Origin of the sequence: Aeromonas sp. SER, assembly GCF_038739615.1 — a bacterium.
GTDB lineage: Bacteria > Pseudomonadota > Gammaproteobacteria > Enterobacterales > Aeromonadaceae > Aeromonas > Aeromonas jandaei.
Genome location: NZ_JBCGFC010000015.1, coordinates 1 through 21574 on the forward strand (window position 1 = coordinate 1; position 21574 = coordinate 21574).

Annotated in this window: 22 protein-coding genes and 1 riboswitch; of the genes, 10 read left to right on the forward strand and 12 right to left on the reverse strand. The window is 60.4% G+C overall.

Annotated features, from left to right (window positions below; all coding sequences use genetic code 11):
- Nucleotides 1–551: 551 nt before the first annotated feature.
- On the forward strand, nucleotides 552–1043 hold the full coding sequence (locus tag AAHA41_RS18685; RefSeq protein ID WP_124242516.1) for an RNA-binding protein: 492 nt from the start codon (nucleotides 552–554) through the stop codon (nucleotides 1041–1043).
- A 7-nt stretch (nucleotides 1044–1050) separates the two neighbouring features.
- Here the strand turns inward: AAHA41_RS18685 and murI are convergent, their stop codons facing one another.
- The 3 genes from murI to AAHA41_RS18700 all read right to left on the reverse strand — a co-directional run bounded on the left by murI (nucleotide 1051) and on the right by AAHA41_RS18700 (nucleotide 4960).
- Entirely contained in the window at nucleotides 1051–1857 is an 807-nt protein-coding gene (murI, locus tag AAHA41_RS18690) for a glutamate racemase (protein WP_323069297.1), read from the reverse strand.
- A gap of 111 nt (nucleotides 1858–1968) precedes the next feature.
- On the reverse strand, nucleotides 1969–3792 hold the full coding sequence (locus AAHA41_RS18695) for a TonB-dependent receptor (RefSeq protein WP_323069295.1): 1824 nt from the start codon (nucleotides 3790–3792) through the stop codon (nucleotides 1969–1971).
- Between the two features lie 51 nt (nucleotides 3793–3843).
- A riboswitch (cobalamin riboswitch) is annotated at nucleotides 3844–4022 on the reverse strand.
- 35 nt (nucleotides 4023–4057) lie between these two features.
- Nucleotides 4058–4960 carry a LysR family transcriptional regulator gene (locus AAHA41_RS18700; protein WP_215802464.1) on the reverse strand — a complete coding sequence of 301 codons (903 nt, stop codon included), beginning with the start codon at nucleotides 4958–4960 and terminating at the stop codon, nucleotides 4058–4060.
- A gap of 109 nt (nucleotides 4961–5069) precedes the next feature.
- Here AAHA41_RS18700 and AAHA41_RS18705 point away from each other — a divergent pair, with 109 nt between their 5' ends.
- The 4 genes from AAHA41_RS18705 (at nucleotide 5070) to AAHA41_RS18720 (ending at nucleotide 7997) form a co-directional block, all read left to right on the forward strand.
- Nucleotides 5070–5996: a sodium-dependent bicarbonate transport family permease gene (locus tag AAHA41_RS18705; RefSeq protein ID WP_323069293.1), complete on the forward strand. Its 927-nt coding sequence runs from the start codon at nucleotides 5070–5072 to the stop codon at nucleotides 5994–5996.
- A 4-nt stretch (nucleotides 5997–6000) separates the two neighbouring features.
- Entirely contained in the window at nucleotides 6001–6303 is a 303-nt protein-coding gene (locus tag AAHA41_RS18710) for a transcriptional regulator (RefSeq protein ID WP_323069292.1), read from the forward strand.
- Nucleotides 6304–6366: 63 nt separating this feature from the next.
- Entirely contained in the window at nucleotides 6367–6876 is a 510-nt protein-coding gene (gene purE, locus AAHA41_RS18715; protein ID WP_323069291.1) for a 5-(carboxyamino)imidazole ribonucleotide mutase, read from the forward strand.
- Nucleotides 6873–7997 carry a 5-(carboxyamino)imidazole ribonucleotide synthase gene (locus tag AAHA41_RS18720; protein ID WP_323069290.1) on the forward strand — a complete coding sequence of 375 codons (1125 nt, stop codon included), beginning with the start codon at nucleotides 6873–6875 and terminating at the stop codon, nucleotides 7995–7997. Before purE ends, AAHA41_RS18720 begins: the two co-directional genes overlap by 4 nt.
- 73 nt (nucleotides 7998–8070) lie before the next feature.
- On the opposite strand, the gene AAHA41_RS18725 is transcribed toward AAHA41_RS18720, so the two are convergent.
- The 6 genes from AAHA41_RS18725 to fabV all read right to left on the reverse strand — a co-directional run bounded on the left by AAHA41_RS18725 (nucleotide 8071) and on the right by fabV (nucleotide 15039).
- Nucleotides 8071–9261 carry an MFS transporter gene (locus AAHA41_RS18725; RefSeq protein ID WP_323069289.1) on the reverse strand — a complete coding sequence of 397 codons (1191 nt, stop codon included), beginning with the start codon at nucleotides 9259–9261 and terminating at the stop codon, nucleotides 8071–8073.
- Nucleotides 9262–9370: 109 nt separating this feature from the next.
- Nucleotides 9371–10102 (reverse strand): LytTR family DNA-binding domain-containing protein, encoded by a 732-nt coding sequence (locus AAHA41_RS18730; protein WP_323069287.1) that lies wholly within the window; start codon nucleotides 10100–10102, stop codon nucleotides 9371–9373.
- Nucleotides 10103–10148: 46 nt separating this feature from the next.
- Complete coding sequence (locus tag AAHA41_RS18735; protein WP_033115291.1) at nucleotides 10149–11822, reverse strand: sensor histidine kinase; 1674 nt, start codon at nucleotides 11820–11822, stop codon at nucleotides 10149–10151.
- Between the two features lie 77 nt (nucleotides 11823–11899).
- Nucleotides 11900–13084, reverse strand: a complete 1185-nt coding sequence (locus tag AAHA41_RS18740; RefSeq protein WP_221885921.1) for an NAD(P)/FAD-dependent oxidoreductase — start codon at nucleotides 13082–13084, stop codon at nucleotides 11900–11902.
- A 150-nt stretch (nucleotides 13085–13234) separates the two neighbouring features.
- Complete coding sequence (gene ftnA, locus AAHA41_RS18745) at nucleotides 13235–13759, reverse strand: non-heme ferritin (protein ID WP_041210835.1); 525 nt, start codon at nucleotides 13757–13759, stop codon at nucleotides 13235–13237.
- Nucleotides 13760–13851: 92 nt separating this feature from the next.
- Entirely contained in the window at nucleotides 13852–15039 is a 1188-nt protein-coding gene (gene fabV, locus AAHA41_RS18750) for an enoyl-ACP reductase FabV (protein ID WP_127007939.1), read from the reverse strand.
- Between the two features lie 411 nt (nucleotides 15040–15450).
- Between fabV and AAHA41_RS18755 the strand changes: the two genes are divergently transcribed.
- Together AAHA41_RS18755 and trpS are read left to right on the forward strand one after the other, a co-directional pair.
- Nucleotides 15451–15888, forward strand: a complete 438-nt coding sequence (locus tag AAHA41_RS18755; RefSeq protein WP_005339229.1) for a universal stress protein — start codon at nucleotides 15451–15453, stop codon at nucleotides 15886–15888.
- A gap of 192 nt (nucleotides 15889–16080) precedes the next feature.
- Nucleotides 16081–17094, forward strand: a complete 1014-nt coding sequence (gene trpS / locus AAHA41_RS18760) for a tryptophan--tRNA ligase (protein ID WP_323069285.1) — start codon at nucleotides 16081–16083, stop codon at nucleotides 17092–17094.
- Here trpS and AAHA41_RS18765 read toward each other — a convergent pair.
- Nucleotides 17073–18032, reverse strand: coding sequence for a LysR family transcriptional regulator (locus AAHA41_RS18765; RefSeq protein WP_033115285.1), 960 nt, complete (start codon nucleotides 18030–18032; stop codon nucleotides 17073–17075). The two genes, trpS and AAHA41_RS18765, sit on opposite strands and share 22 nt — an antisense overlap.
- A gap of 91 nt (nucleotides 18033–18123) precedes the next feature.
- Between AAHA41_RS18765 and AAHA41_RS18770 the strand changes: the two genes are divergently transcribed.
- Nucleotides 18124–19023: an EamA family transporter gene (locus AAHA41_RS18770; protein ID WP_323069283.1), complete on the forward strand. Its 900-nt coding sequence runs from the start codon at nucleotides 18124–18126 to the stop codon at nucleotides 19021–19023.
- Nucleotides 19008–19169 (forward strand): hypothetical protein, encoded by a 162-nt coding sequence (locus AAHA41_RS18775; RefSeq protein WP_323069282.1) that lies wholly within the window; start codon nucleotides 19008–19010, stop codon nucleotides 19167–19169. Before AAHA41_RS18770 ends, AAHA41_RS18775 begins: the two co-directional genes overlap by 16 nt.
- A 127-nt stretch (nucleotides 19170–19296) precedes the next feature.
- Here AAHA41_RS18775 and AAHA41_RS18780 read toward each other — a convergent pair whose 3' ends face one another.
- A complete protein-coding gene (locus tag AAHA41_RS18780) occupies nucleotides 19297–19755 on the reverse strand; it encodes a DUF6314 family protein (RefSeq protein ID WP_323069298.1) in 459 nt (152 codons plus the stop codon).
- 43 nt (nucleotides 19756–19798) lie between these two features.
- Here AAHA41_RS18780 and AAHA41_RS18785 point away from each other — a divergent pair, with 43 nt between their 5' ends.
- On the forward strand, nucleotides 19799–20653 hold the full coding sequence (locus AAHA41_RS18785; RefSeq protein ID WP_041210831.1) for a carboxylate/amino acid/amine transporter: 855 nt from the start codon (nucleotides 19799–19801) through the stop codon (nucleotides 20651–20653).
- Nucleotides 20654–20660: 7 nt separating this feature from the next.
- Here the strand turns inward: AAHA41_RS18785 and AAHA41_RS18790 are convergent, their stop codons facing one another.
- A complete protein-coding gene (locus AAHA41_RS18790; protein WP_043851699.1) occupies nucleotides 20661–21524 on the reverse strand; it encodes a sensor domain-containing diguanylate cyclase in 864 nt (287 codons plus the stop codon).
- Between the last annotated feature and the right edge of the window lie 50 nt (nucleotides 21525–21574).

Consider the following 21574-nt stretch of genomic DNA (forward strand, 5'->3'; position numbering starts at 1 on the left):
ACATAAAGTTGCTTTGGTCACTTCATCAGACATTGAAAATCAAAAATTGTTTTTGATGCTCGATGCTGTGAGTGCCCACACAGATTGCTTGATTCAAATTGTTAAAGAGCGTCACGCTTATCGCGTTTAGGAGGCGCATATTACGCTTCTCACTTCGAAAGTCAAGCGGTTGTTTTCGCTTTTCTTTCGGCGCCCACTTCGCTAGGAAGCTGGCTCATCAGGTTGGCGTGTTCCGCCGTGCTGGTAGGGGCGCATTATAGGGAGCCGCGCCGCGATGACAATAGTTTTTTTGAAGAAAATCACGAAAATTTCAAATTATTCAATTAGAAACAGCTTATTCAGTGTATATATACAAGGTTATCCACAATCCAACTGTTTCACTCCCCTTTTAGCGTCATTTATATCGCCGCCAGAGCCTTTGGGAGTGCCATACTGGAGCCGATAACCTCTTCCGAGTGGACCATGGTAGCGCCAATCAGGAAAGCTGGTTACCATGGAGGTGAATACAGTGTTGCACCTTTTTTGCTTTCATTTACAAAAGGTCTTTTAAGATGAATTTATCCAAGTTTCCCGTCTATATGCAGGCCGCAATCCTTGCTCTGGTATTGGCAGTGGTTGGCTACCTGGTTGCCCAGGCCCTGCAATTCTCTTTGAAAGCGGAAGTCATTTTTGCTGCAGGTCTGGCGATTGGCGGTTTTGTGGTACCGCTGCTCCTGAAAAGAACCCCGGCTAATACAGCCGAAGCGATCGCCAATCAGGAGACTTGCACCTTATATGTAGGCAACCTGCCATATCGCGCCAACGAGATTGCCGTGCGCGAATTGTTTGCCGAACAGGGCCAGGTAATTTCCGTACGTCTGATGAAGGACAAGGCAACCGGCAAGCGCAGAGGATTTGGTTTCGTCGAGATGCCTGCTGCCGATGCTGCCAAAGCGATTGCCGCATTGAATGACAAAGAGTATCAGCAGCGCACCCTCAAGGTACGCGAAGCGAACGACAAACGAGACAAAGAGGAGAAGGAGGGTGGTGAAGTCGAGGCTTGATCCCCCGTCAGAACCCCACCTCTTCCAATGATGACAGCCCCCATGCTTGCAAGGGGGCTGTCAGTTTTTGGGCCTCCCCATCCAGCCTGGTGCAGTAAGCCCTGGCAATCACCTCTTCTATATGTAGTACAGGCTGCAAGGTTGCATGCCCGCCATTGCTCAGCAACCAGGCCACCCGTTTGGCAACTGCACTGCCCGAGTCGATCAGCTGACATTGCGGCATCAGCTGCCCAATCTCTTCATTGAGTAGCGGGAAGTGGGTACAACCGAGCACCAGCGTATCCGGCTGCTCTTCCCCCTCCAGCCAGTCAGCCAGCACTTCACGCAGCAGCGCCATATTGACCGGCAGGCCCGCAAGCTTGTGCTCCGCTTCTATTACCAGCTCGGTGGTGCCCTTGAGCAACACCCGCTTGCCGGGGGCAAACTGGGCGATCAGTTCGTGGGTATAATCGCGGCTGACGGTGCCCGGCGTGGCCAGCAGGCCGATACAACCGTTGCGAGTCTGCGCGGCGGCGGGCTTGATGGCAGGCACCACCCCCACCACGGGAATATCAAGGGCCTCACGCAGAGCCGGCAGCGCTATGGTGCTGGCCGTGTTGCAGGCAATCACCACCAGATCGATCTGATGACGGGCCACCATGGTGGTAACCAAGCGGGAACAGGCTGCAATAAGAGCGGGCTCACTCAATTCACCATAGGGGAAGTTGGCATTGTCGAAGCAGTAGAAATAGTTGTGTACCGGCAGAACGCGACGGATCTCGCGGTAGATGGTCAAGCCACCCATACCGGAGTCAAACACGAGAATATTGGCCACTTGACCTCCCCCTTTGGTGCAAGGCGGCGATCATACTCCCGCCTGCCGCCAATAGAAAAGGCCCTGCCAATGGCAGGGCCTCGGTTTTTCAAAGATGAACCGAATAAAGCATCAGAAGCGATAATCGGCAGTCACTTTGAACTCGGTACCCGGTGAGGCATAACCATAAGCAGGGGCGTAATCACGATCGAACAAGTTATCTATACGCCCCCCCAAGGTAAATTGCTGGGTCACCTCGTAACTGGCGGCCAGGTTTAACAACGTATACGCACCGAGCTCTACCCGTTGGTTTGTCGCCCAGTTATTGTCATAGCGCTTGCCGACATAAAGCAGCTCAGTCGTCAGTGTCGTGGCATCGAATCGGGTATCTGCGATCCAGCTACCCTTATGCTCGGCTCTGCGCAGCAACTGCAAATCCTGATTACCCTTGTCTTTGGCTCTGGTGTAGTCGTAACTCAAACGATGATGCACGGGCCCGGTATCGATACCGATTTCCGTTTCCACCCCTTTGATATCCGCCGTGGTATTTTTGGGATTGCATGTGTAGCTCATGCTGGTCAGGCAATAAATCAGATTATCGATGCGGTTGCGATACAGATTTACAGACCAGTCCCAAGCCGAATAGCGACCTGACAGACCCAGCTCCAGGTTTTTGCTCTCTTCCGGCTTGAGTGTCGGATTCTCAGACCCTGGATAATAGAGCTGGTTGAAGGTGGGCGCTTTGAAGCCAGTACCGTAGCTCAGCCGGACATTATGGTTTTCATCGATATCCAGCCCGCTGGCCGCAGACCAGGTGTTGTGACGGCCATATTGCTGGTTGTCATCGGTACGACCTGACAGCTCCCACAGCAGCGCCTGCCAACGGTAGCTCCCCACGGCAAACAGACCGGTATTGTCGCGATCAGGTGCGCTGAAGATTTTGCCATAGCTGCGGGAGTCTGATTTCATCTCCTCACGCTGCCAATCTGCGCCACCGGTCAGATTCATCCCTTCGATGCCGCTCCAACTGTTAATCCAGGAGAAGCGGGTTAAACCTGTATGAATAGGCTCACCGCTAGCTTCTCCTTTAGCCTCCTGCCAAGTCTTCAGCTTGTTCTCACCGTAACTGGCTTCAAGTCGACTGATCAGATCCTTACCCTGGAACTTGAGACCACCATCATATTGGAAAGCCTGTACCCGACTCTGGTCCGTGCTGCCATCTGTGTCGGTGAGATTGTCATAGCCCTGAGCATTGAAGTCCGCACTCCAAGCATCATTAAAAGCGTGGTTCAAACCAATTTGGCCATTACGGCTGGCAAAACCATCCCGATCCGGCTGTTTGGTATTGGCTACGACATCAAAACCATCGGTACGCTCGTAGCCGATCAGCATGTTCATATCGGTTTTTTGACCCAATGACTGAACCGTTCTGAGCTCGCCCTGACCATAGCCATGGCTGCCAGCACCGCCCTTCAGGTGTGTCTCGCTGCCATTTTTGGCGGATGTTTTGGTGATGAGGTTGATAACGCCGCCAATGGCATCGGAACCATACACAGCCGCGCGTGGGCCACGGATATACTCGATGCGCTCGATATTGCCGAGCGGGATTTGGCTGAGATCAGGCGTACCCGCCACCATGGCTGCAATCGGACGACCATTCATCAGAACCAGCGAGTGGTTGGAGTTGGTTCCACGGATAAACAGGCTGCTGATGTGACCCCGGCCTCCCAGTGTCGCTATCTGCACACCAGGCAGGGTTTTCAGCAGTTCGGGCAAACTCTGAACCTGACGAGATTCGATCTCGGCACGATCGATCACCACAACGGGCGCCAGCACCGAGCTGACCGGTTGTTCCACGCGGTTGGCCGTAATGACCAGAGTTGGATTGATGGGGATGGTGGTTTGGGCAAACGCCGCCGTCGGCAACAGGGCAGCCGCCAGAAATTTCTTCGACATGAGAGATCCTTAAGTTCGCGTAAGTATCTACTTCGTGGCCGGTTTCTCTCGGCCCGAAATACGAACTCTGGCAGGTCTTCGGGCTCGGGGGCTGATAGCCTACGGCGACGGCTTCCCGCCTGACGGCAGTGCCCTGATGTCGCTTCGTTCCCCCTTACCGCTGCGCGCCAGCTCCGGATTCTCACCGGATTCCCTATTAAGCATGATGCGCCAAAGCGGGAGGATTATAGGCAGAGCAATGCTGGATGTATAGCCATCCAGATTTCTATTTATTGCCAGCCAGCGCCTCCAGCCGCTGCTGGGCGCCCTCCATCACCGCCTGTACCCCGGGATGGGAGAGATGGCGCCCTGCCGAGACCAGATAATAAGAGAGGGTAACGTCGGTGAGGGTCGCAATCCGCTCCACTCCGTAGAGGCGACCAATCTCGTCGGCCATCGCCAGCGGCGCCGGGAAGATCCCCATCCCCGCCTTGCCGAACGACTTCATCAGGGTGGAGTCATCAAACTGCCCCACCAGATGGGGATGAATGCCCTGCTGGCGATACCACTCCAGCAGCCGATCGTGGGTGGCCGACTTCTCTCCGGGAATAAGCAACGGCAACCCCTCCAGCGAGGCGGGAAAGCCGTCCCGCGCCCGCGCCGCCAGCTCCGGGCTGGCAAACAACGCCAGCGGGCTGCGCCCCAGCTCGTGGTTGTAGCCGCGCACGCCGCTGTCGGGAGGGAGCGGGCGATCGATCAGCACCATATCCAGCTTGTGGCGGGCCAGCTCGCTGAACAGCTGCTCGGCCCGCTCTTCGTGGCACACCAGCCGCAGCGGGGTCGCCAGCGCCATGGCGGGAGCCAGCAGCTCGAACGCCAGGGTGCGGGGTACCGAATCGGCGATCCCCACCTGCATGGTCAGCTCCTGACTGGCGTGGCGCAGGGTGTGCTCCAGCTCGGCACCGAGCGAGAAAATCGCCCCCGCCTGCTCCTGCGCCTGCCGCCCGGCGGCGGTCAGCACCAGACGCCGCCCCACCCGGTTGAACAGCGCCACCCCGAGGGACTGCTCCAGCTCGGCGACCTGACCGCTGATGGTCTGCGGCGTGAGATGCAGCTGTTCGGCGGCCTGCGTCACGCTGCCGCAGCGCGCCACATGCCAGAAGTAGTAGAGCTGTTTGTAGTTGAGCATGCCGTTCCCTATCAGTTTTTTCCGAACAACCATCAGTGAGAATCTGATTTTATCGAAACATTGCGGGCTCTAGCATGCAACCATTATCTGAACTGCCCTGCGAGCCATCATGCTGGACGTCGTTGTTCTCTTCTTTCTGTTTGGTCTGCTGGCCGGTCTGGTACGCTCCGAGCTCAAGCTGTCGCCCGCCCTCTACGACACCCTCTCCCTCTTTCTGCTGCTGGCCATCGGCCTCAAGGGCGGCGTTGGTCTGGCCCAGCAATCCCTGCAGCCTCTGCTGCCGCAACTGGCGCTGGTGATCCTGCTGGGCGTGGTGCAGACCCTGCTCGGCTTTGCCGTGCTGCGCCTCAAGATGAACCGGGTGGATGCCGCCGCCACTGCCGCCCACTACGGCTCGGTCAGCGTCGCCACCTTTGCGGTCGGGGTGAACTGGCTCACCGAACGGGGCATCAGCTTTGAATCCCAGCTCTCCATCTTCCTCGCGGTGATGGAGATCCCGGCCATTCTGGTGGGCATAGTGCTCGCCCGCGGCATCAGCCGCGAGACCCGCTGGCGCATGCTGGCGCACGAGACCTTCCTCGGCAAAGGGGTAACCCTGCTGCTGGGCGGCATGGCCATCGGCTATCTGGCCGGGCCGGACGGGATTGCCCCGCTCAAACCGCTGTTTGTCGACCTGTTCAAGGGGGCGCTGGCGCTGTTCCTGCTGGAGATGGGCCTCATCGTCGCCCGCCAGTGTCAGGATCTGCGCCGCCACGGCCTGTTCCTGCTCGGCTTCGCCCTGTTGATGCCGCTCGCCTCGGCGGGACTGGGATTGGCTGCTGGCCAGCTGATGGGGCTCTCCCTCGGCGGCCTGACCCTGCTAGCCACCCTGGCGGCCAGCGCCTCCTATATTGCCGTGCCGGCCACCATGCGCATCGCCGTGCCCCAGGCCAACCCGGGGCTCTCTCTCAGCGCCGTGCTGGGGGTCACCTTCCCGTTCAACATCATGCTGGGGATCCCGCTCTACCACAGCTGGGCCCGCCACTTCACGGAGTAGCCACATGCAGACCGAGACCCGCACCCTGCTGACCATCATCACGGAAGCCAATCTGGAGCCGACCCTGCTGCGCACTCTCACCCGCGAGGGGCTGCGCGGCTACACCATCACAGATGCCCGCGGCAGGGGGGATCATGGCGAGCGCAACGCCAGCTGGAGCGAGAGCGGCAACATCCGGCTGGAAGCCATCTGCAACCGGGAGCAGGCGGAGCGGCTGCTGGCCCATCTGCAGAGTCGTTACTACCCCGATTACGCCATGGTCGCCTTTCTGCAACCGGTCGAAATCGTGCGACCCGAGAAATTCTGAGCCGGCTTGCCGGCTCTTTTTGTTCACCAAAAGCAAACGTTTAACAACAAGGATTCAGAGAAAATGAACACCCCTCCCATGATCGGCCTGGTAATGGGCTCCGACTCCGACTGGCCCGTGCTGCAGGCTGCCGCCCGCATCCTCAAGGAGCACGGCGTGCCCTACGAGGCGCAGGTGGTCTCGGCCCATCGCACCCCGGATCTGCTGTTCGAGTATGCCGCCACTGCCCGCGAGCGCGGCCTGCGCGCCATCATCGCCGGAGCCGGTGGCGCCGCTCACCTGCCGGGTATGGTCGCCGCCAAGACCACATTGCCGGTGCTGGGGGTGCCCATTCCCTCCCGACATCTCAAGGGGATGGACTCTCTGCTCTCCATCGTACAGATGCCCAAGGGGGTACCGGTCGCCACCTTCGCCATCGGCGAGGCGGGGGCTGCCAACGCCGCGTTGTTTGCGGTCTCCCTGCTCTCGGTCGCCCGGGATGACAACGCCCCCCGCTACCGGCAGCAGCTCGACGACTTCCGCAACCACGAGCGAGATCGGGTGCTGGCACTGCAACTGGAGGAGCCGACATGATAGTGCCACCCGCCACCCTCGGCATGCTGGGGGGCGGCCAGCTCGGCCGCTACTTCGTGATGGCCGCCCATCGGCTCGGCTACAAGGTGGTGGTGCTGGATCCCGACCCGGCCAGCATCGCCGGTGCCGCAGCCGATCACCATATTGTCGCCCCCTATGACGACCAGACCGCCCTGCACGAGCTGGCCAGCCACTGCACCGCCGTCACCTGCGAGTTCGAGAACGTGCCCGCCGCCACCCTCGCTCTGCTCGAAAAACAAAAGCCGGTGCACCCGGCCGCCAGCGCAGTGCGCATCTGTCAGGATCGCCGCGAGGAGAAAGCCTTTCTGCGCGGAGCCAACATCCCGGTCGCCCCCTATCTGGCGCTACTGCCGGAAGCGCCCATCCCCGTACAGGCCAGCGAACTCTTGCCCGCCATTCTCAAAACGGCCCGCGAGGGGTACGACGGCAAGGGGCAGTGGCAAGTGAGCGACCTGGATGAGCTGGCGACGGCGCTGGCAGCCAGTGCTGTGCCTTGCGTGCTGGAGCAACGGCTGACTCTGGAGGGGGAGTTTGCCCTGACCCTGGCCCGCAGCCCGAGTGGCGCCATCAGCTCCCTGCCACTGGTGCAGAACTGGCACAGCGGCGGCATTCTCGACCAGACTCGCTCACCGGCCAATGTGCCGGCGCTGGAGCGCGAAGCCAAAGGGATCGCCGAGCAGCTGATCACCGCCCTCGACTACATCGGTGTGCTGACGGTGGAGTTCTTTCTGGTGGAAGGCCGCCTGCTAGTCAACGAGCTGGCGCCCCGCCCCCACAATTCGGGTCACCCCAGTCTCGACAACGCTGCATGCAGCCAGTTCGAACTGCAGGTGCGGGCCCTGTGCGATCTGCCGCTGCCGGAACAGATCGCCGTGCGCCCCGCCCTGTTAATCAACCTGCTGGGGGATCTCTGGCAAAACGGCACCCCCGACTGGGCAGCTCTGCTGGCACTGCCCGGCGTGCATCTGCACCTCTACGGCAAGGGCGAACCCCGCTCCGGCCGCAAGATGGGCCATATCACGGTGACCGGTGACGACTGGCCAATGGTGGAGGATACCTGCCGCAAGGCCCGCCAGCTGCTGGGGCTAGCGCCGCGCTAATCGAGCATCGGAAATGCAAAGACCCGGGCATGGCCCGGGTCTCTATTTTTGCTTGCTGTGGCAGGGAGCCTTGTCAGGCCCGTTCGATGGAGAGGGGGGCAGGCAGGCGGATGGTGAGGGAGAGCACCAGCGCCACCACCAGCAACACCAGGATCAGGTGGAAGGTCGCCATAAAGCCGCCAAACAGGGAGGCTACGATAGAGCCGATGATGCTGCCCAGACCAAAGCCCAGATAGATGACACCGTAGTTCTTGGTCAGGTTGTTGAGACCGAAGAAGTCGCTCACCAGCGAGGGGTAGACGGTGATGGTGCCACCAAAGCTGAAGGCCACACAGGCAACCGCCACGAAGAACAGATTGGCATTGAGCGGCACGAACAGCAGCAGCGCCATGCCCGCCAGGGTAATCAGCTGAGCGATGGTAATAACCCGGATGCGGGACATCTTGTCAGAGAGGATACCCAGCACCAGACGGCCACCCAGGTTGGCCATGGCAATGATGGCGACGGCATTGGCGGCGACTACAGCAGGCAGACCCACCATCTTCTCGCCGATATCCTTGGCCACACCGATGACGTAGAGGCCGCTCATGCAGGCGGTGAGGAACATCAGCGCCAGCATCCAGTATTGCGGCTTGCGCATCGCCTCGGCCAGAGTGAAGTCACGGCTCTCGCTCTGCTGCACGGAGGCGGCCTGCTTGGGCGCATCCTTCATCAGCATGCCGCCCACCAGCACCATGGACATGGCGATCAGCCCCCACAGCTGGAAGGTGGTCTCAAGGCCGGAGCTGGAGAGCAGCAGCAGGTTGATATATTTGAAACCGAGACTGCCGAGGCCATAGGCACCGATGGAGCAGGCGGAGATGAGCCCCTTGCGCTCCGGGAACCACTTCACGCAGTTGGAGAGGGTCATCAGGTAGCCGGTACCGTCGGCAAAACCGACCAGAATGCCGGCGCAGAGGTAGAGCATCGCCAGATTGCTGGCATGGGCGGTGAGGAAGAAGCCGATGCCGAGCAGCACGCCGGCGCCCAAGGTCACGTTGCGCACCCCGAATCGCTCCTGCAGCTTGCCCGCCATGGAGGAGGCGACCGCCAGCGAGAGGCTGAGCAGGCCGAAGGCGAAAGCGACCTGACTCACCGGCTCGTCCAGCTTGTCGGAGAGCTGGGCGTTGAACAGGCTCCAGGTGTAGACAGAACCCAGTGCAAACTGGGTGATGATGGTACCGATCAGTGTCAGGTACCGGGTGCGGTTCATCTCTTTGGTCATGATGCGTCTCGGTCGATGGCCTTAAGGAAATTGAGGCCACTATAGGCAAGACGCAGCTCGCGCCGATCGATTAAGGCATGAAATGCAGATCGGCGGGAATGAATGACAATCAGAGCCGCATCAGCTGACGGAACGCCTTGATGTTGCTGCGACTGACCGGCACCTCGAACGGCAGATCATGGAGCCGGATGAGATAGGTGCTGTTAAACCAGGGGACGATTTCGCGGATCTTGTTGATGTTGACGCAGTAGGAGCGGTGGCAGCGGAAGAACCCCTCGGCAGGCAGCCGGCTGACAAACTCGCTGATGGTCATGGTCATCACGTAGCGGTCATCGCGGGTGTAGACATAGGTAAGCTTCTCGTCGGCTTCCGCGTAGTAGATCTGCTCGCAGGGGGTGACGATGATGCGCTCCCCCTTCACCAGATTGACGGTGCGACTCTGCGCTGCCCCCGGCTCGCTCCCCTGCCCCGCCTGCGCCTTGCCCGCCTGCTCCAGCTTTTGCAGCAGGCTGATGAGGCGCGGCTCGTTGTAGGGTTTGAGGATGTAATCGAACGCCTCCAGCTCGAACGCCTCCACCGCGAACTCCTTGTAGGCGGTGACGAAAACGATGTGGGGCGGGTGACTCGACTTGTGCAGGTTCTTGGCCAGCAGCAGGCCATCGATGGAGGGGATCTGGATATCCAGAAACACCACGTCCACCTCGTGATCCTGCAGGTATTTGAACGCCTCCAGCCCATCCTCAAAGCTCGCCACTATCTCGATCTGGCTGTGCTGATTCACCAGATAGATGAGCTCCTCGCGAGCCAGATACTCGTCTTCCACAATGATCGCTTTCAGCATGACAACACCTCTCGCGGCACACACTTATCCTCAACCATGATGGCACTCAGCATGGCATCGACTCCTGATCCGGCAGATAGAAACTCACTTCGGTACCCGGCTCCAGCCGCTTGAGGTGCAGGCCATCGCCATAGAGCAGCTTGACCCGCTGATGCACGTTCATCAGGCCTATGCTGCGACTCTCCACCCGCCCGGCAGCCACCCCGTCGATCACCTCCTGACTGATGCCGTAACCTGTGTCCCGCACCGCCACCCGGATGCCGCCCGCCAGCTGTTTCACCTCGATGGTGACCCGGCCCGGCGCGCTGCGGGGCTGGATGCCGTGCAGGATGGCGTTTTCCACCAATGGCTGCAACAGCAGGCTCGGCACCTCGATATGCACGTCATCCACATCGAACACCACCTCCAGCTTGTCGCCAAAGCGGGCCTGCTCGATGGCCACGTAGTCGCGCACCTGCTGCAACTCCTCCTTGATGTCGATGAGGGTGTCACCCTTGTTGAGGTTGTAGCGCAGGTAATCCGCCAGATTGGCAATAAGCTGGCGCGCCTGCTGGGGCCGGATGCGGATCAGCGATGAGATGGCGTTGAGGGCATTGAACAGGAAGTGCGGGTTGATCTTGCTCTGCAGGGCGGTGAACTCCGCCTTGCGGGTCATCTCTTTCAACTGCTCGATGCGCGACACCTCCATCTGGGTGGAGATGAGTTGGGAGAGACCGACCGCCATCTCCCGCAGCGAACTGGTGATGCTGTGGGTGCGGCGGTAGTAGATCTTGAGGGTACCGCTAACGGCGCCGTTCTCCCGCAGCGGAATAATGATGACCGAGTGGAAGTCGGCCAGATGGTACTGGCGCAGATCGTTGTTGATGATGATCTGGTCAAGCAGCACCGCCTGCTGGGTCATGCCGCTGATGGCGTGGTGCTCCTCCAGCTCGTAGTAATCCTTGCCCACCCCGACATAGGCCAGCACGTCACGGGTGTCGGTGATGGCCACCGCGTCGGCACTGATCTCGCTGCGAATGATGGCGCAGACCTGGCTCAGGGAATGGCGGTCGATGTTCTGGAAGAAGGGCAGCGTCTTGTTGGCGATATCGAGCGCCAGCTTGGCCTGCTTGGCGGCAATCAGCTCCTTCTCGTCATCCAGATCCTGCACCAGCTTGATGATAAGGCCGATGCAGAGCGCCCCGGCGATCATCGGATAAGCGATGTGACTGACGATCTCGACGCCCACCTCGTGCGGCTCGGTCAGCAGCCAGATAAGCAGCATGGTGAGCCCTTCACAGAGCATTCCCGCCAGAATGCCGTAGAGCCAGAGCCGCGACTTGCGGCAGCGCAGGTGCAGCCAGGTGGCGAGCAGGCCGGCGATGATGCTGGCGATGAGGCACGGGATCGAGGTGTGGCCATCCATGTCGATGAGATAGCGGTGCAGACCGGAGATAACCCCGGCCGGAATGCCGACCCAGGGGCCAAACAGAATGCCGCCGGAGATAATGGCGATGATCCGCACGTTGACCAGCGCCCCCTCCACCGGAATGCCGGTGTAGGTACTGAACACCGCAAACAGACAGAAGATGGTGGCGACCAGCACCCGCTCTGCCGGTGTGTGATCCTGTTTCTGGAACAGCCGCTGGAACGGCCGGGTGCGGGTCAGGAAGAAGAGGGTCATCAGCATCAGCGCCGCCCGTTCGAACACCGCCAGCAGCATCATCTGATTTTCAAGCATCCAGACCCCCTCTTGTCACTCGTTCAACCCACAATCATCACCAAAAACCGGGGCCGGATAAACCAGCCCCAGCGACATCAACAATATTGGCCAGCTACCCAGCCGGAGGACCAGGCCCATTGGAAGTTGTAGCCACCGAGCCAGCCGGTCACATCCACCACCTCGCCGATGAAGTAGAGGCCGGGCACCTTGCGCGCCTCCATCGTCTTGGAGGAGAGCTCGTTGGTATCGACGCCACCCAGGGTCACTTCAGCAGTGCGATACCCCTCGGTGCCGTTGGGCAGGATCTGCCAGTCACCCAGCAGGTTGGCGATCGCCTCAAGTTCCCGCTCGTTGTACTGGCGCATCGGCTTGCTGACCAGCTGACCCAACTCCACCAGCTTGTCGACGAAGCGCTTGGGCAGCTCGCGCCCCAGCACGGTTTTCAGCTCCTGCGCCGGGTGAGCCTGCGCCCATTCACGCAGGGCAGCCGGAATATCCAGCTCCGGCAGCAGGTTGATGTGGATCTTCTCGCCGGCGTGCCAGTAGGAGGAGATCTGCAGGATGACGGGGCCGGAGAGGCCGCGATGGGTGAACAGCATCGCCTCCTTGAAGCGGGTGCCATCCTCGGCGGTCACCGATACCGGCAGGCTGATGCCAGCCAGATCGGCAAAGGCCTCTTTCTCCGCCTGATGGAGGGTAAAGGGCACCAGACCGGCGCGGGTCGGAATGACCTTGAGGCCAAACTGCTCCGCCAGCTTGAAGCCATAAGGGGTCGCCCCCAGCTTGGGCATGGAGAGGCCGCCGGTGGCGATGACCAGCGAGTGACAGCCGATCTCCCCCTTGCTGGTCGTCAGCACGAAACCCTCGTCCTGCTTGCTGACGGTGAGGATCTCGGTCTGGAACTGCAGGGTCACCCCGGCCCAGTCGCACTCGGTAAGCAGCGCATCGACGATCTCCTTGGCGCTTTCGAGACAGAACAGCTGCCCCAGGGTGCGCTCGTGATAGTTGACCCCGTGGCGATCCACCAGATCGATGAAATCCTGCTGGGTGTAGCGAGCCAGTGCCGACTTGCTGAAGTGGGGATTCTCCGACAGGTAGGCGTGAGCGCCAGCCTGATGGTTGGTGAAGTTGCAGCGACCACCGCCACTGATGAGGATCTTGCGGCCCGGCTTCTTGGCGTTGTCGAGCACCAGCACCGAGCGGCCCCGATAGCCTGCCTGCGCCGCACACATCAATCCGGCCGCACCGGCCCCGATCACCACCACATCGACCTGCTTCATCATCACTCACTTATCAAAATAGAAACGGCACCTGGCCAGAACCGTGATTGCCTCTGGCGGAACACAACCATAGTGGCTGCCAACCAGAATAAACAACGGCCCTTAAAAGGGCCGTTATTGTACTGGCTGAACACTAAGTGTCCACGACTATCAGGCGTTGCTGTCCATGATGCTGGCCGGAGCGCCCTTGGCCAGTTCGGCCAGCTCCTTGTCGATGAAGTAGAGGCCTTTGCCATCTTCACCCACCAGACCGAGACGATCGACGATGCTCTTGAACAGCTTCTCCTCTTCATGCTGCTCGGCCACATACCACTGCAGGAAGTTGAAGGTGGAGTAGTCCTGAGTAGTGAAGGCTACGTGGGCCAGACCATTGATGCACTTGGTGATGTGGTACTCGTGCTCCAGGGTGGTACGAAACACGTCGCCCAGCGACTTGAACTCGTGGGGAGGGGCATCGATTGCGCCCAGCTTGGGCATGGCGCCGGTCTCGCTCACGTAGGTGAACAGACGCTCCATGTGCTGGCGCTCCTCGACCGCGTGCTGGCGCAGGAAGGTGGCGGCCCCTTCAAAGCCCTTGTCTTCGCACCAGGCGCTCATCTGCAGATAGAGATTGGAGGAGTAGAACTCCAGGTTAATCTGCTCGTTCAACTTCTCGATCATGGCTTTGGCCAACATCTTGTTTCTCCTCAGTGATTTGGTATCGATTGTCGCCACACTCCGGCCATGAATCAACCCGCCAGAGAGAGGGGGATCCCGTTCCTGCCAACTCAGGGTGTCAGCTCGCCAAGGGAGGCGACATCCACCGGCGCACCGTAATCGACGCCCGGCAACTCGAAGCCGTTGAGCAGCATGAAATCCTGCCGCAGCCCGGCAAAATCCCCCAGCCCGTGGAAATTGTCCGGCGTCACCTTGGGCCAAAGCGCCGAAACTGCGGCCTGAATGGCCGGGTCAAGCTCGTGGTCATCCATCCGGATCAGCCGGTTACCGTCGGCCACCACCCCATTGGGTCCGTACATCTTGGCGGCGAACAGTCGCTGCATCTGCTCGATACAACCTTCGTGTACACCGCGCTCCTTCATCACCCCCATCAGCAAGCCGAGATAAACCGGCAGCACCGGAATATAGGCGCTCGCCTTGGTCACCAGCGCCTTGCAGACCGACACCCAGGCGTGGCCGCCAATCTCGGCCAGCTGCAGGTTGATGGTCTCGGCGGTGGCGTGCAGATGCTCCTTGGCATAACCGATGGTGCCGTCCCGATAGAGGGGATAGGTCGATTCCGGGCCGATGTAGGAGTAAGCGACGGTCTGCGCACCAGCGGCCAGACAGTCGGCCTGCTGCAACGCCTGCATCCAGAGCTGCCAATCCTCGCCGCCCATCACGGTGACGGTATCGCGGATCTCCTCCGGCGTGGCGGGCGCCAGCGACTGCTGCACCAGGGTATCGCGCTCCAGATCCAGCCCCCAGCCGCTGAACGGCTGGCCTGTGGTCTTGAGCACCGAGCGCACTTGCGTGCCATCGGGCAGCACCCGGATGCCGCTCGCGAGCGAATAGATCACCAGATCCACCTGCCCCAGCTGCTGGCGGATGGTGTCGATGGCCTGCTGGCGCATGCCGTCGGAGAAGGCATCACCGATCAGGTTGATGGCGATACGCCCCTCCTGCTCCGCCTCCTTGCGAAACCAGATGTTGTTGTACCAACCGGCGCTGCCCAGCCCCTTGTCGGAGGGGCCACGCTCGAACGAGATGCCAATGGTGTCGGCACCGGCACCAAAGGCGAGCGCAATGCGCGACGCCAGCCCGAACCCGGAGGAGGCCCCCAGCACCAGCACCCTCTTGGGCCCGTTGAACGGGCCGGCGGCCTTGATGCGTTCGATCTGCTGTTGCACGGCGGCGCGGCAGCCGATGGGGTGACAGTTGCGAGCTACGCAGCCCTGGATCTGCGGATAAATGATCATGAGAAGGCCTCCAAAGAAACTGGCTACAGCATAACCAAGTCGCGGGAGATTAACTTGATGCCGGATCTCTATCAGCAAGAAAACGGCAAGAAAAGCAGCAGGAAATGAGGCAGAAAAACAAAAGGGAGCACGTGGCTCCCCAAAGCGGTATTCAGATGCTTTTTGTTGTTTTGTGTTCATTGCGAAGCACGGGCACATCCTATGCCTCTCACCGGCTGCGGGCAATAGAGTGGGTGTGACCTGGCTCAAACTCCTGTTTAATTTACGAGCAAAAAGTGATTATTAATTGAGTTAATTGCAACCGTCAGCTGGAAATTAAACTCGTTCAAATCCCTAAACTGTGCCCAAGGCACCATTTTAGTTTCAGCAGAGATTGGTATAGTGAGTGAAGGATCGGTAAGGAGACATCCCATGAGTGGTACAACCTATTACAAGCACATTCTGGCCGCGATCGACTTGTCGGAAGATAACCGCAAGGTGATCGACAAGGCGGTGGACAGAGCCCGTTCCAACGGCGCCAAGCTGTCGGTTATCCATGTCGATGTGGACCTCAAGGATCTCTACACCGAGATGATCGATATCGACATCGACAACGTGCAGGATCAGGTGATCGCCGAAGCGAAAGAGAAGCTGGAGGCCTTCCTCGCCTCGGTGGACTACCCCATCGAGAAGAAGCTGGTCATCTGCGGCGATCTGAGCGAGCGGGTCAATCAGGCGGTCAAGGAGTACGAGATCGATCTGCTGGTGTGCGGCCATCGCCAGAGCTTCTGGAGCCTGCTCACCTCGAGCGCCCGTCAGCTGATGAATACCGTGCCGTGCGATCTGCTGGTCGTTCCCTTGCAGAAGTAATCAAACAGGCGTAGTGTGATTTACCATGAATATGACCTCATTCAATCACAACTACTGGTGGTGCTGCTCTTAAACAGGCGGCACCGCGTTTCTATTGTAAATTTCCCAAAGAAAACACCGTGACCGCCGAGAGGCGGTCAACTGTTTTTATCCCTTTGTCGCCTCCCGGCTCACCCAACTGGAGAGAGTGACATGCACAACCCTGTAATCCTGACTGGCGATCGTCCCACCGGCAAACTGCACATCGGCCACTATGTCGGTTCCCTGCGCCAGCGCGTCGAAGCCCAGCACCACTACCGTCAATTCGTGATGATCGCCGATCTGCAGGCACTGACCGACAACGGCCACAACCCGGCCAAGGTGACCGACAATGTGCTGGAGGTGATGGCCGACTATCTGGCGGTCGGCCTCGACCCGGCCAAGACCACCTTCTGTCTGCAGAGCGCCCTGCCCGCCCTCGCCGAGCTCACCTGCTACTACCTCAATCTGGTCAGCGTCGCCCGGCTGGAGCGCAACCCCACCGTCAAGGCGGAGATCCAGCAAAAAGGGTTCGAACGCACGCTGCCAGCCGGTTTTCTGGTCTATCCGGTGAGTCAGGCCGCCGACATCACCGCCTTTCGCGCCAGCCATGTGCCGGTCGGGGAAGATCAGCTGCCGATGCTGGAGCAGACCAATGAGATCGTCCGCCGCTTCAACTCACTGGTGGGCAAAGAGGTGCTGACCGAATGCCAACCGATCCTGAGCGACACCGGCCGCCTGCCCGGCATCGACGGCAAGGCCAAGATGTCCAAGTCGCTCGGCAACACCATCGAGCTCGGCATGTCGGCGGAAGAGGTCAAACAGGCGGTGTTCGCCATGTATACCGACCCCAGCCACCTCAAGGTGAGCGATCCGGGTCAGGTGGAAGGGAATACGGTGTTCGCCTATCTCGATGCCTTTCACCCCGACAAGGAGCTGGTCGCCGAGATGAAAACGCACTACCGGCGCGGTGGGCTGGGCGATATGCGCTGCAAACAGGTGCTGAACGACTGCCTGCAGACCCTGCTCGCCCCGATGCGAGAGCGCCGGGCCGCAGCAATCGCCGACAAGAAGATGCTGCTGGAACTGCTCTATCAGGGCACCGAGCAGGCCCGCATCATCACCGATGAGGTCTTGGCTGAGGTGAAAAGCGCCATGGGACTCGACTACTTCGCCAGCATCCGCTGAGTCGGCGTACCGAGCGCATCGGCGCCGTAGAGGTCGTACACCAGCTGGTGCAGCAGGCTCTTGAACCAGCTGATCGCCTCGTCATGGGCGGTCAGCGGGTGGCCCGCCATCAGATAGACGATGGGGATTTCCGGATCCAGCTGATGCATCCGCAGCGGGTAGTAGCGGCAGAAGTGGCGCCCGATCATCTCGGGCACCACCACCAGATAGCGGCCGGTCGCCATCAGCGGCGGCACCGCCATAAAGCTCGGTAACCTGACCCCCAGCTCCCGCTCCACCCCGAAGCGGGCCAGCCAGAGCTCCACCATCGCCTGGCTGTGGCCCCAGCTGGAGGTGTGGATATGAGGGCGGCTCACCAGCTCGACCGGAGTCAACAGATCGGGCAGCTCGCTGCCAAGGGGCGACAGGCAGACCAGCGGATTGCTGAACCACTCCTCGCGCCAGAGACGGGGCGAGAGGTGGTTGGCACCGGCAAAACCGATCACCAGATCCAGCTCCCCCTTCTCCAGCTCCCGCTCGTAGTCGCTGTCGGCCAGCTCGCACACCTCCAACCGACAGTGGGGCGCTGCGCGGAACAAGCGATCCACCAGCAGCGGCACCAGCCCGTGCTCTACCGAACCCGGGGTGGCGATGCGGAAGATCCGCCGCGCGCTGGCAGGTTCGAATCCCTTGGCCTGCCGCAACCCCTGCTCCAGCATCGCCAGCGCCTGCCGCACCGGCCCGGCCAACGCCTTGGCGCGCTCGGTCGGCATCATCTCCCGTCGGCTCATCACGAAGAGAGGGTCATCCAGCGCGATCCGCAACCGACCCAGCGCATGGCTGACGGTGGATTGGGAGAGATGCAGCCGCTCGGCGGCGCGGGTGACGTTGCGCTCTTGCATCAGCATGTCGAATACGGCGAGCAGGTTGAGGTCGAGGCGGGAGAGAGAGCTATCCATCGATATTAGCCATAGTTGAATGCCGACAATTCATTTTTACCATAGTAACAGATTACCTAGAATGCGCAGGCTTAATACATCGGAGATTAAAATGCGTAACTATCTGTTATTGCTGGCCATCGGCCTGCTGTGGGGTTCCCAGTTCATTTTCATGCACCAGGCCGTTGCCGAGCTGCCCCCCATTCTGGTGGCTGCGGGTCGTGCCCTGTGCGGCAGTCTGACCCTGGGTCTGCTCTGCCTGTTCATGCGTCTCAAGAGTGAAAACACCCCGTGGCGTACCTACATGCTGATCGCCCTGCTGGATGCCACCATTCCCTTCATCATGGTCGCCTGGGGCCAGCAGTATGTGGATAGCGCCATCGCTGCCGTGGTCATGGGTTGTATCCCGTTTGTGACCATTCTGGCTGCACCGCTGTTTATTTCTGGTGAAAGAATCACCAAAACCGGTCTGCTCTCCGTGATCATCGGCTTTGCCGGTGTGCTCACCCTGTTCTGGCCGAAACTCTCCCAGGGCATGAACGCCGGTCTGCTCGGTGCCATGGCCATACTGCTGGGCGCCAGCTGCTTCGCCATCGGTCTGCTGATGATCAAGCGCTTCGCCAAGGACCATCCGGTCGTGGTCGCCCGCAATATCCTGATCTCCTCGGCCACCCAGTTGCTGCTGGTCGCCCCCTTCATGGTTGACCTGAGCAGCCTGACCCTGCCGAGCAGCCAGGCCCTGAGCGCCATTACCGTGCTGGGTACCCTCTGTACCGGTCTGGTCTACTTCCTCTACATGGCGCTGATCCAGAAGGCCGGCCCGACTTTCGCCTCTTTCAGCAACTATCTGGTGCCGCTGTTCGGCGTGATGCTGGGCGCCCTGTTCCTCGGCGAGCAGATCCACCCCACCACCGGCGTGGCACTGGCCCTGATCCTCGGCTCGGTCGCCATGAACCAGTGGGCCCAGCAGCGTCGTGTACAGCGTGAGGCAACCCTATGTCAGGCATCTTGACCACCCTGTGCGGCGGTCTGGTCCTGATTGCCGGCTGGCAGTATCGCCAGCGACTGGCGGGCGTGCTGGGGCTGTTGATGGTACTGCTGCCCTGGTTCTTCGATAGCAAGCTGCAAGCCATGCTGAGCTATGCCCTGAATGCCTGAATCGCTTTTCTGAGTGTGTGAAGAGAGTTCATCTCTCCTGTTTTTTGGGACTGTTTTTAAAAAACCTCCGATTTGTCCCCCGCTACCGGCGCTCTGCGCCGGTTTTTTTATGCCCGTTTGCCGCCACTCACATCCGGTAGCGGTAGTCGATCCGCTCATTCTTGCGCGGGCCTGTGATCTGCCAGCTCAGCAGAAAACCGCCGTCAATCTCGGTCAGCTCGGCGCGGTAGTGATCCGCCCCGCACAGATGGGGCTCGGCGGTCAGCCAGCGGCCATCCCCTTGCGGCAGCAACTCGAACAACTCGACCGGCGCTTCATAACGCAGGTGAGAAAGACGGATCCCCTGCTCGCTACGTTGCCACCAGAAACGGTTGTGCATGGTGAGCACCCGACCATGGGTAGTGGTGTAGCTCCCCTGCTCGCTGAAGAGCCAGCCACCCTGATGATCGGTCACCGCCACAACCCCCTCGCCGCGACCATTCCAGTCGGTCGCCGACCCCTCGCCATTGCTGGCGGTAAAGCCAAATGCTCCGACCTGTGGTAATCGTGCCCATAAACGCTGGATTGCCGCTTCCATCTCGGCCATCATAGCCCCCTCAAAAATTGACAACTGATGACAAATCAACCACATGAACTACTTGATAGGGGTCACCCTGCTCTGGTCATTCTCCTTCAGCCTGATCGGGGTCTACCTCGCCGGTCAGGTGGATGCCTACTTTTCGGTGCTGACCCGCATCGCTCTCGCCAGTCTGGTGTTTCTGCCCTTCCTGCGCCGCCGCTGGCTGCGACCCGCTCTAGCAGGCAAACTGATGGCTCTCGGTGCCATCCAGCTCGGCATTATGTATCTCTTCTACTACCACTCCTTCCTGTTGCTGACGGTACCGGAAGTGCTGGTCTTTACCATCTTCACCCCCATCTACGTCACCCTGCTCCACGACCTGCTTGAGCGGCGCTTCAACCTCGCCTATCTGTGGGGAGCCCTGCTGGCCGTCGCCGGTGCAGCCGTGATCCGCTTTGACGGGCTGACCGAGAGTTATGCGCTGGGCTTTCTGGTGGTGCAGGGAGCCAACCTCTGCTTTGCCATGGGTCAGGTGGGCTACAAGGTACTGCTGGCGAGGGAGGCTGAGCAACCGCCACAGCTGGCGATTTTCGGCTGCTTCTATCTGGGAGCACTGGTGATCGCCCTGCCCGCCTGGTGGTTGCTGGGCAAACCCCAGTACCCGACCAGCGGGTTGCAGTGGGGCATTCTGCTCTGGCTCGGGGTGGGCGCTTCGGGGCTGGGCTACTTCCTGTGGAACAAGGGGGCAACGCTGGTCAGCAGCGGGGTGCTCGCCATCATGAACAATGCGCTCATTCCGGCCGGTCTGCTGGTCAATCTGCTGATCTGGGGCAAGGATACCGATCTGACCAGACTGGCCATCGGCGGCGTGCTGATGCTGGCATCCCTCAAGGTGTGCCAGCATCGCAAGGTCACTTCATCCTGAGTGGCAACTAGCCTACGACGGCGTTGCGCTCCCGTCTGGCCTGACCGTGGCAGGTGGCCAGACGGGCCAGCAGATGGTCAAGCTGCTCGCCGGGCTGGCTCTGTACCAACCCGATACTGACGGTCACCGGCCGCTGTGGCAGCAGGCTGGCGTCGGCAATCTCGAGGCGCAGCCGTTCGGCAATCTCCAGCCCCTTCATTCGCTCGGTGCGGGAGAGCATCAGAATAAAGCCATCTTCATCCCAGCGGGCGAAGGGATCTTCGCGGCGCAACTCGTGACGCACGATGCGCGCCAGTTTGGCCAGCATGGCGTCACAGGCAGCCTCGCCAAAGAGCTGGCGGATTTTGGCCATGTGATCGACCGAAAATTGCAGCAGACTGAAGCTTCCTCCCTCGGCCAACAGCCTCTCCTCCAGCAGTTGCTCGAAGCGGCTGCGACTCTCCAGCCCGGTCAGCGGATCGGTGCCGTGCCGCTCCTCCACCAGCACGACGGCGGGATCGAGATGGCGCACCACGCCAAGCAGATGGCCCCGCTCGTCACGGCGGATCCGCTCTTCCAGCCGGATGTAGTGGCCGTGGTGGTGAAGAATGCGATATTCGAGGCGCAGACCGCTGCTGCGGCCGCTCTGGCAGGCGCTCAGGGCATCAGCCAGCCGGGCAACGTCATCGGGATGCACCCGCTCCAGCCAGCCGAGATCATCCGGCCAGCTATCGCCAAGCCCCAGCAGGCGCAGGCAGGAGGGGTCGCGGCGCAGTCCCTGTTGCGGAGACCAGGTCCAGATCCCCGCCTCCAGCAGCGCCATGGCATCGAACAGCAGACCCGGATCAAGCCGGGCGGTGACATCCACCAAAGGTGTCTTGAGCATTTCCATGGGGCACCTCGAAACCGAATCTGAAGAGCTGATTCATAAGTAACATTGGC

Excerpts from the sequence above, each read along its gene's own strand:
- AAHA41_RS18705 (WP_323069293.1), top strand. The coding sequence starts at position 5,070 with ATGCTGGACGTCGTTGTTCTCTTCTTTCTGTTTGGTCTGCTGGCCGGT.
- AAHA41_RS18730 (WP_323069287.1), bottom strand. The coding sequence starts at position 10,102 with ATGCTGAAAGCGATCATTGTGGAAGACGAGTATCTGGCTCGCGAGGAG.
- AAHA41_RS18740 (WP_221885921.1), bottom strand. The coding sequence starts at position 13,084 with ATGAAGCAGGTCGATGTGGTGGTGATCGGGGCCGGTGCGGCCGGATTG.
- AAHA41_RS18755 (WP_005339229.1), top strand. The coding sequence starts at position 15,451 with ATGAGTGGTACAACCTATTACAAGCACATTCTGGCCGCGATCGACTTG.
- AAHA41_RS18765 (WP_033115285.1), bottom strand. The coding sequence starts at position 18,032 with ATGGATAGCTCTCTCTCCCGCCTCGACCTCAACCTGCTCGCCGTATTC.
- AAHA41_RS18780 (WP_323069298.1), bottom strand. The coding sequence starts at position 19,755 with ATGGCCGAGATGGAAGCGGCAATCCAGCGTTTATGGGCACGATTACCA.
- AAHA41_RS18710 (WP_323069292.1), top strand. The coding sequence starts at position 6,001 with ATGCAGACCGAGACCCGCACCCTGCTGACCATCATCACGGAAGCCAAT.
- fabV (WP_127007939.1), bottom strand. The coding sequence starts at position 15,039 with ATGATCATTTATCCGCAGATCCAGGGCTGCGTAGCTCGCAACTGTCAC.
- AAHA41_RS18685 (WP_124242516.1), top strand. The coding sequence starts at position 552 with ATGAATTTATCCAAGTTTCCCGTCTATATGCAGGCCGCAATCCTTGCT.
- AAHA41_RS18695 (WP_323069295.1), bottom strand. The coding sequence starts at position 3,792 with ATGTCGAAGAAATTTCTGGCGGCTGCCCTGTTGCCGACGGCGGCGTTT.
- AAHA41_RS18700 (WP_215802464.1), bottom strand. The coding sequence starts at position 4,960 with ATGCTCAACTACAAACAGCTCTACTACTTCTGGCATGTGGCGCGCTGC.
- ftnA (WP_041210835.1), bottom strand. The coding sequence starts at position 13,759 with ATGTTGGCCAAAGCCATGATCGAGAAGTTGAACGAGCAGATTAACCTG.
- AAHA41_RS18720 (WP_323069290.1), top strand. The coding sequence starts at position 6,873 with ATGATAGTGCCACCCGCCACCCTCGGCATGCTGGGGGGCGGCCAGCTC.
- AAHA41_RS18775 (WP_323069282.1), top strand. The coding sequence starts at position 19,008 with ATGTCAGGCATCTTGACCACCCTGTGCGGCGGTCTGGTCCTGATTGCC.
- AAHA41_RS18785 (WP_041210831.1), top strand. The coding sequence starts at position 19,799 with ATGAACTACTTGATAGGGGTCACCCTGCTCTGGTCATTCTCCTTCAGC.
- trpS (WP_323069285.1), top strand. The coding sequence starts at position 16,081 with ATGCACAACCCTGTAATCCTGACTGGCGATCGTCCCACCGGCAAACTG.
- AAHA41_RS18725 (WP_323069289.1), bottom strand. The coding sequence starts at position 9,261 with ATGACCAAAGAGATGAACCGCACCCGGTACCTGACACTGATCGGTACC.
- AAHA41_RS18735 (WP_033115291.1), bottom strand. The coding sequence starts at position 11,822 with ATGCTTGAAAATCAGATGATGCTGCTGGCGGTGTTCGAACGGGCGGCG.
- AAHA41_RS18790 (WP_043851699.1), bottom strand. The coding sequence starts at position 21,524 with ATGGAAATGCTCAAGACACCTTTGGTGGATGTCACCGCCCGGCTTGAT.
- AAHA41_RS18770 (WP_323069283.1), top strand. The coding sequence starts at position 18,124 with ATGCGTAACTATCTGTTATTGCTGGCCATCGGCCTGCTGTGGGGTTCC.
- purE (WP_323069291.1), top strand. The coding sequence starts at position 6,367 with ATGAACACCCCTCCCATGATCGGCCTGGTAATGGGCTCCGACTCCGAC.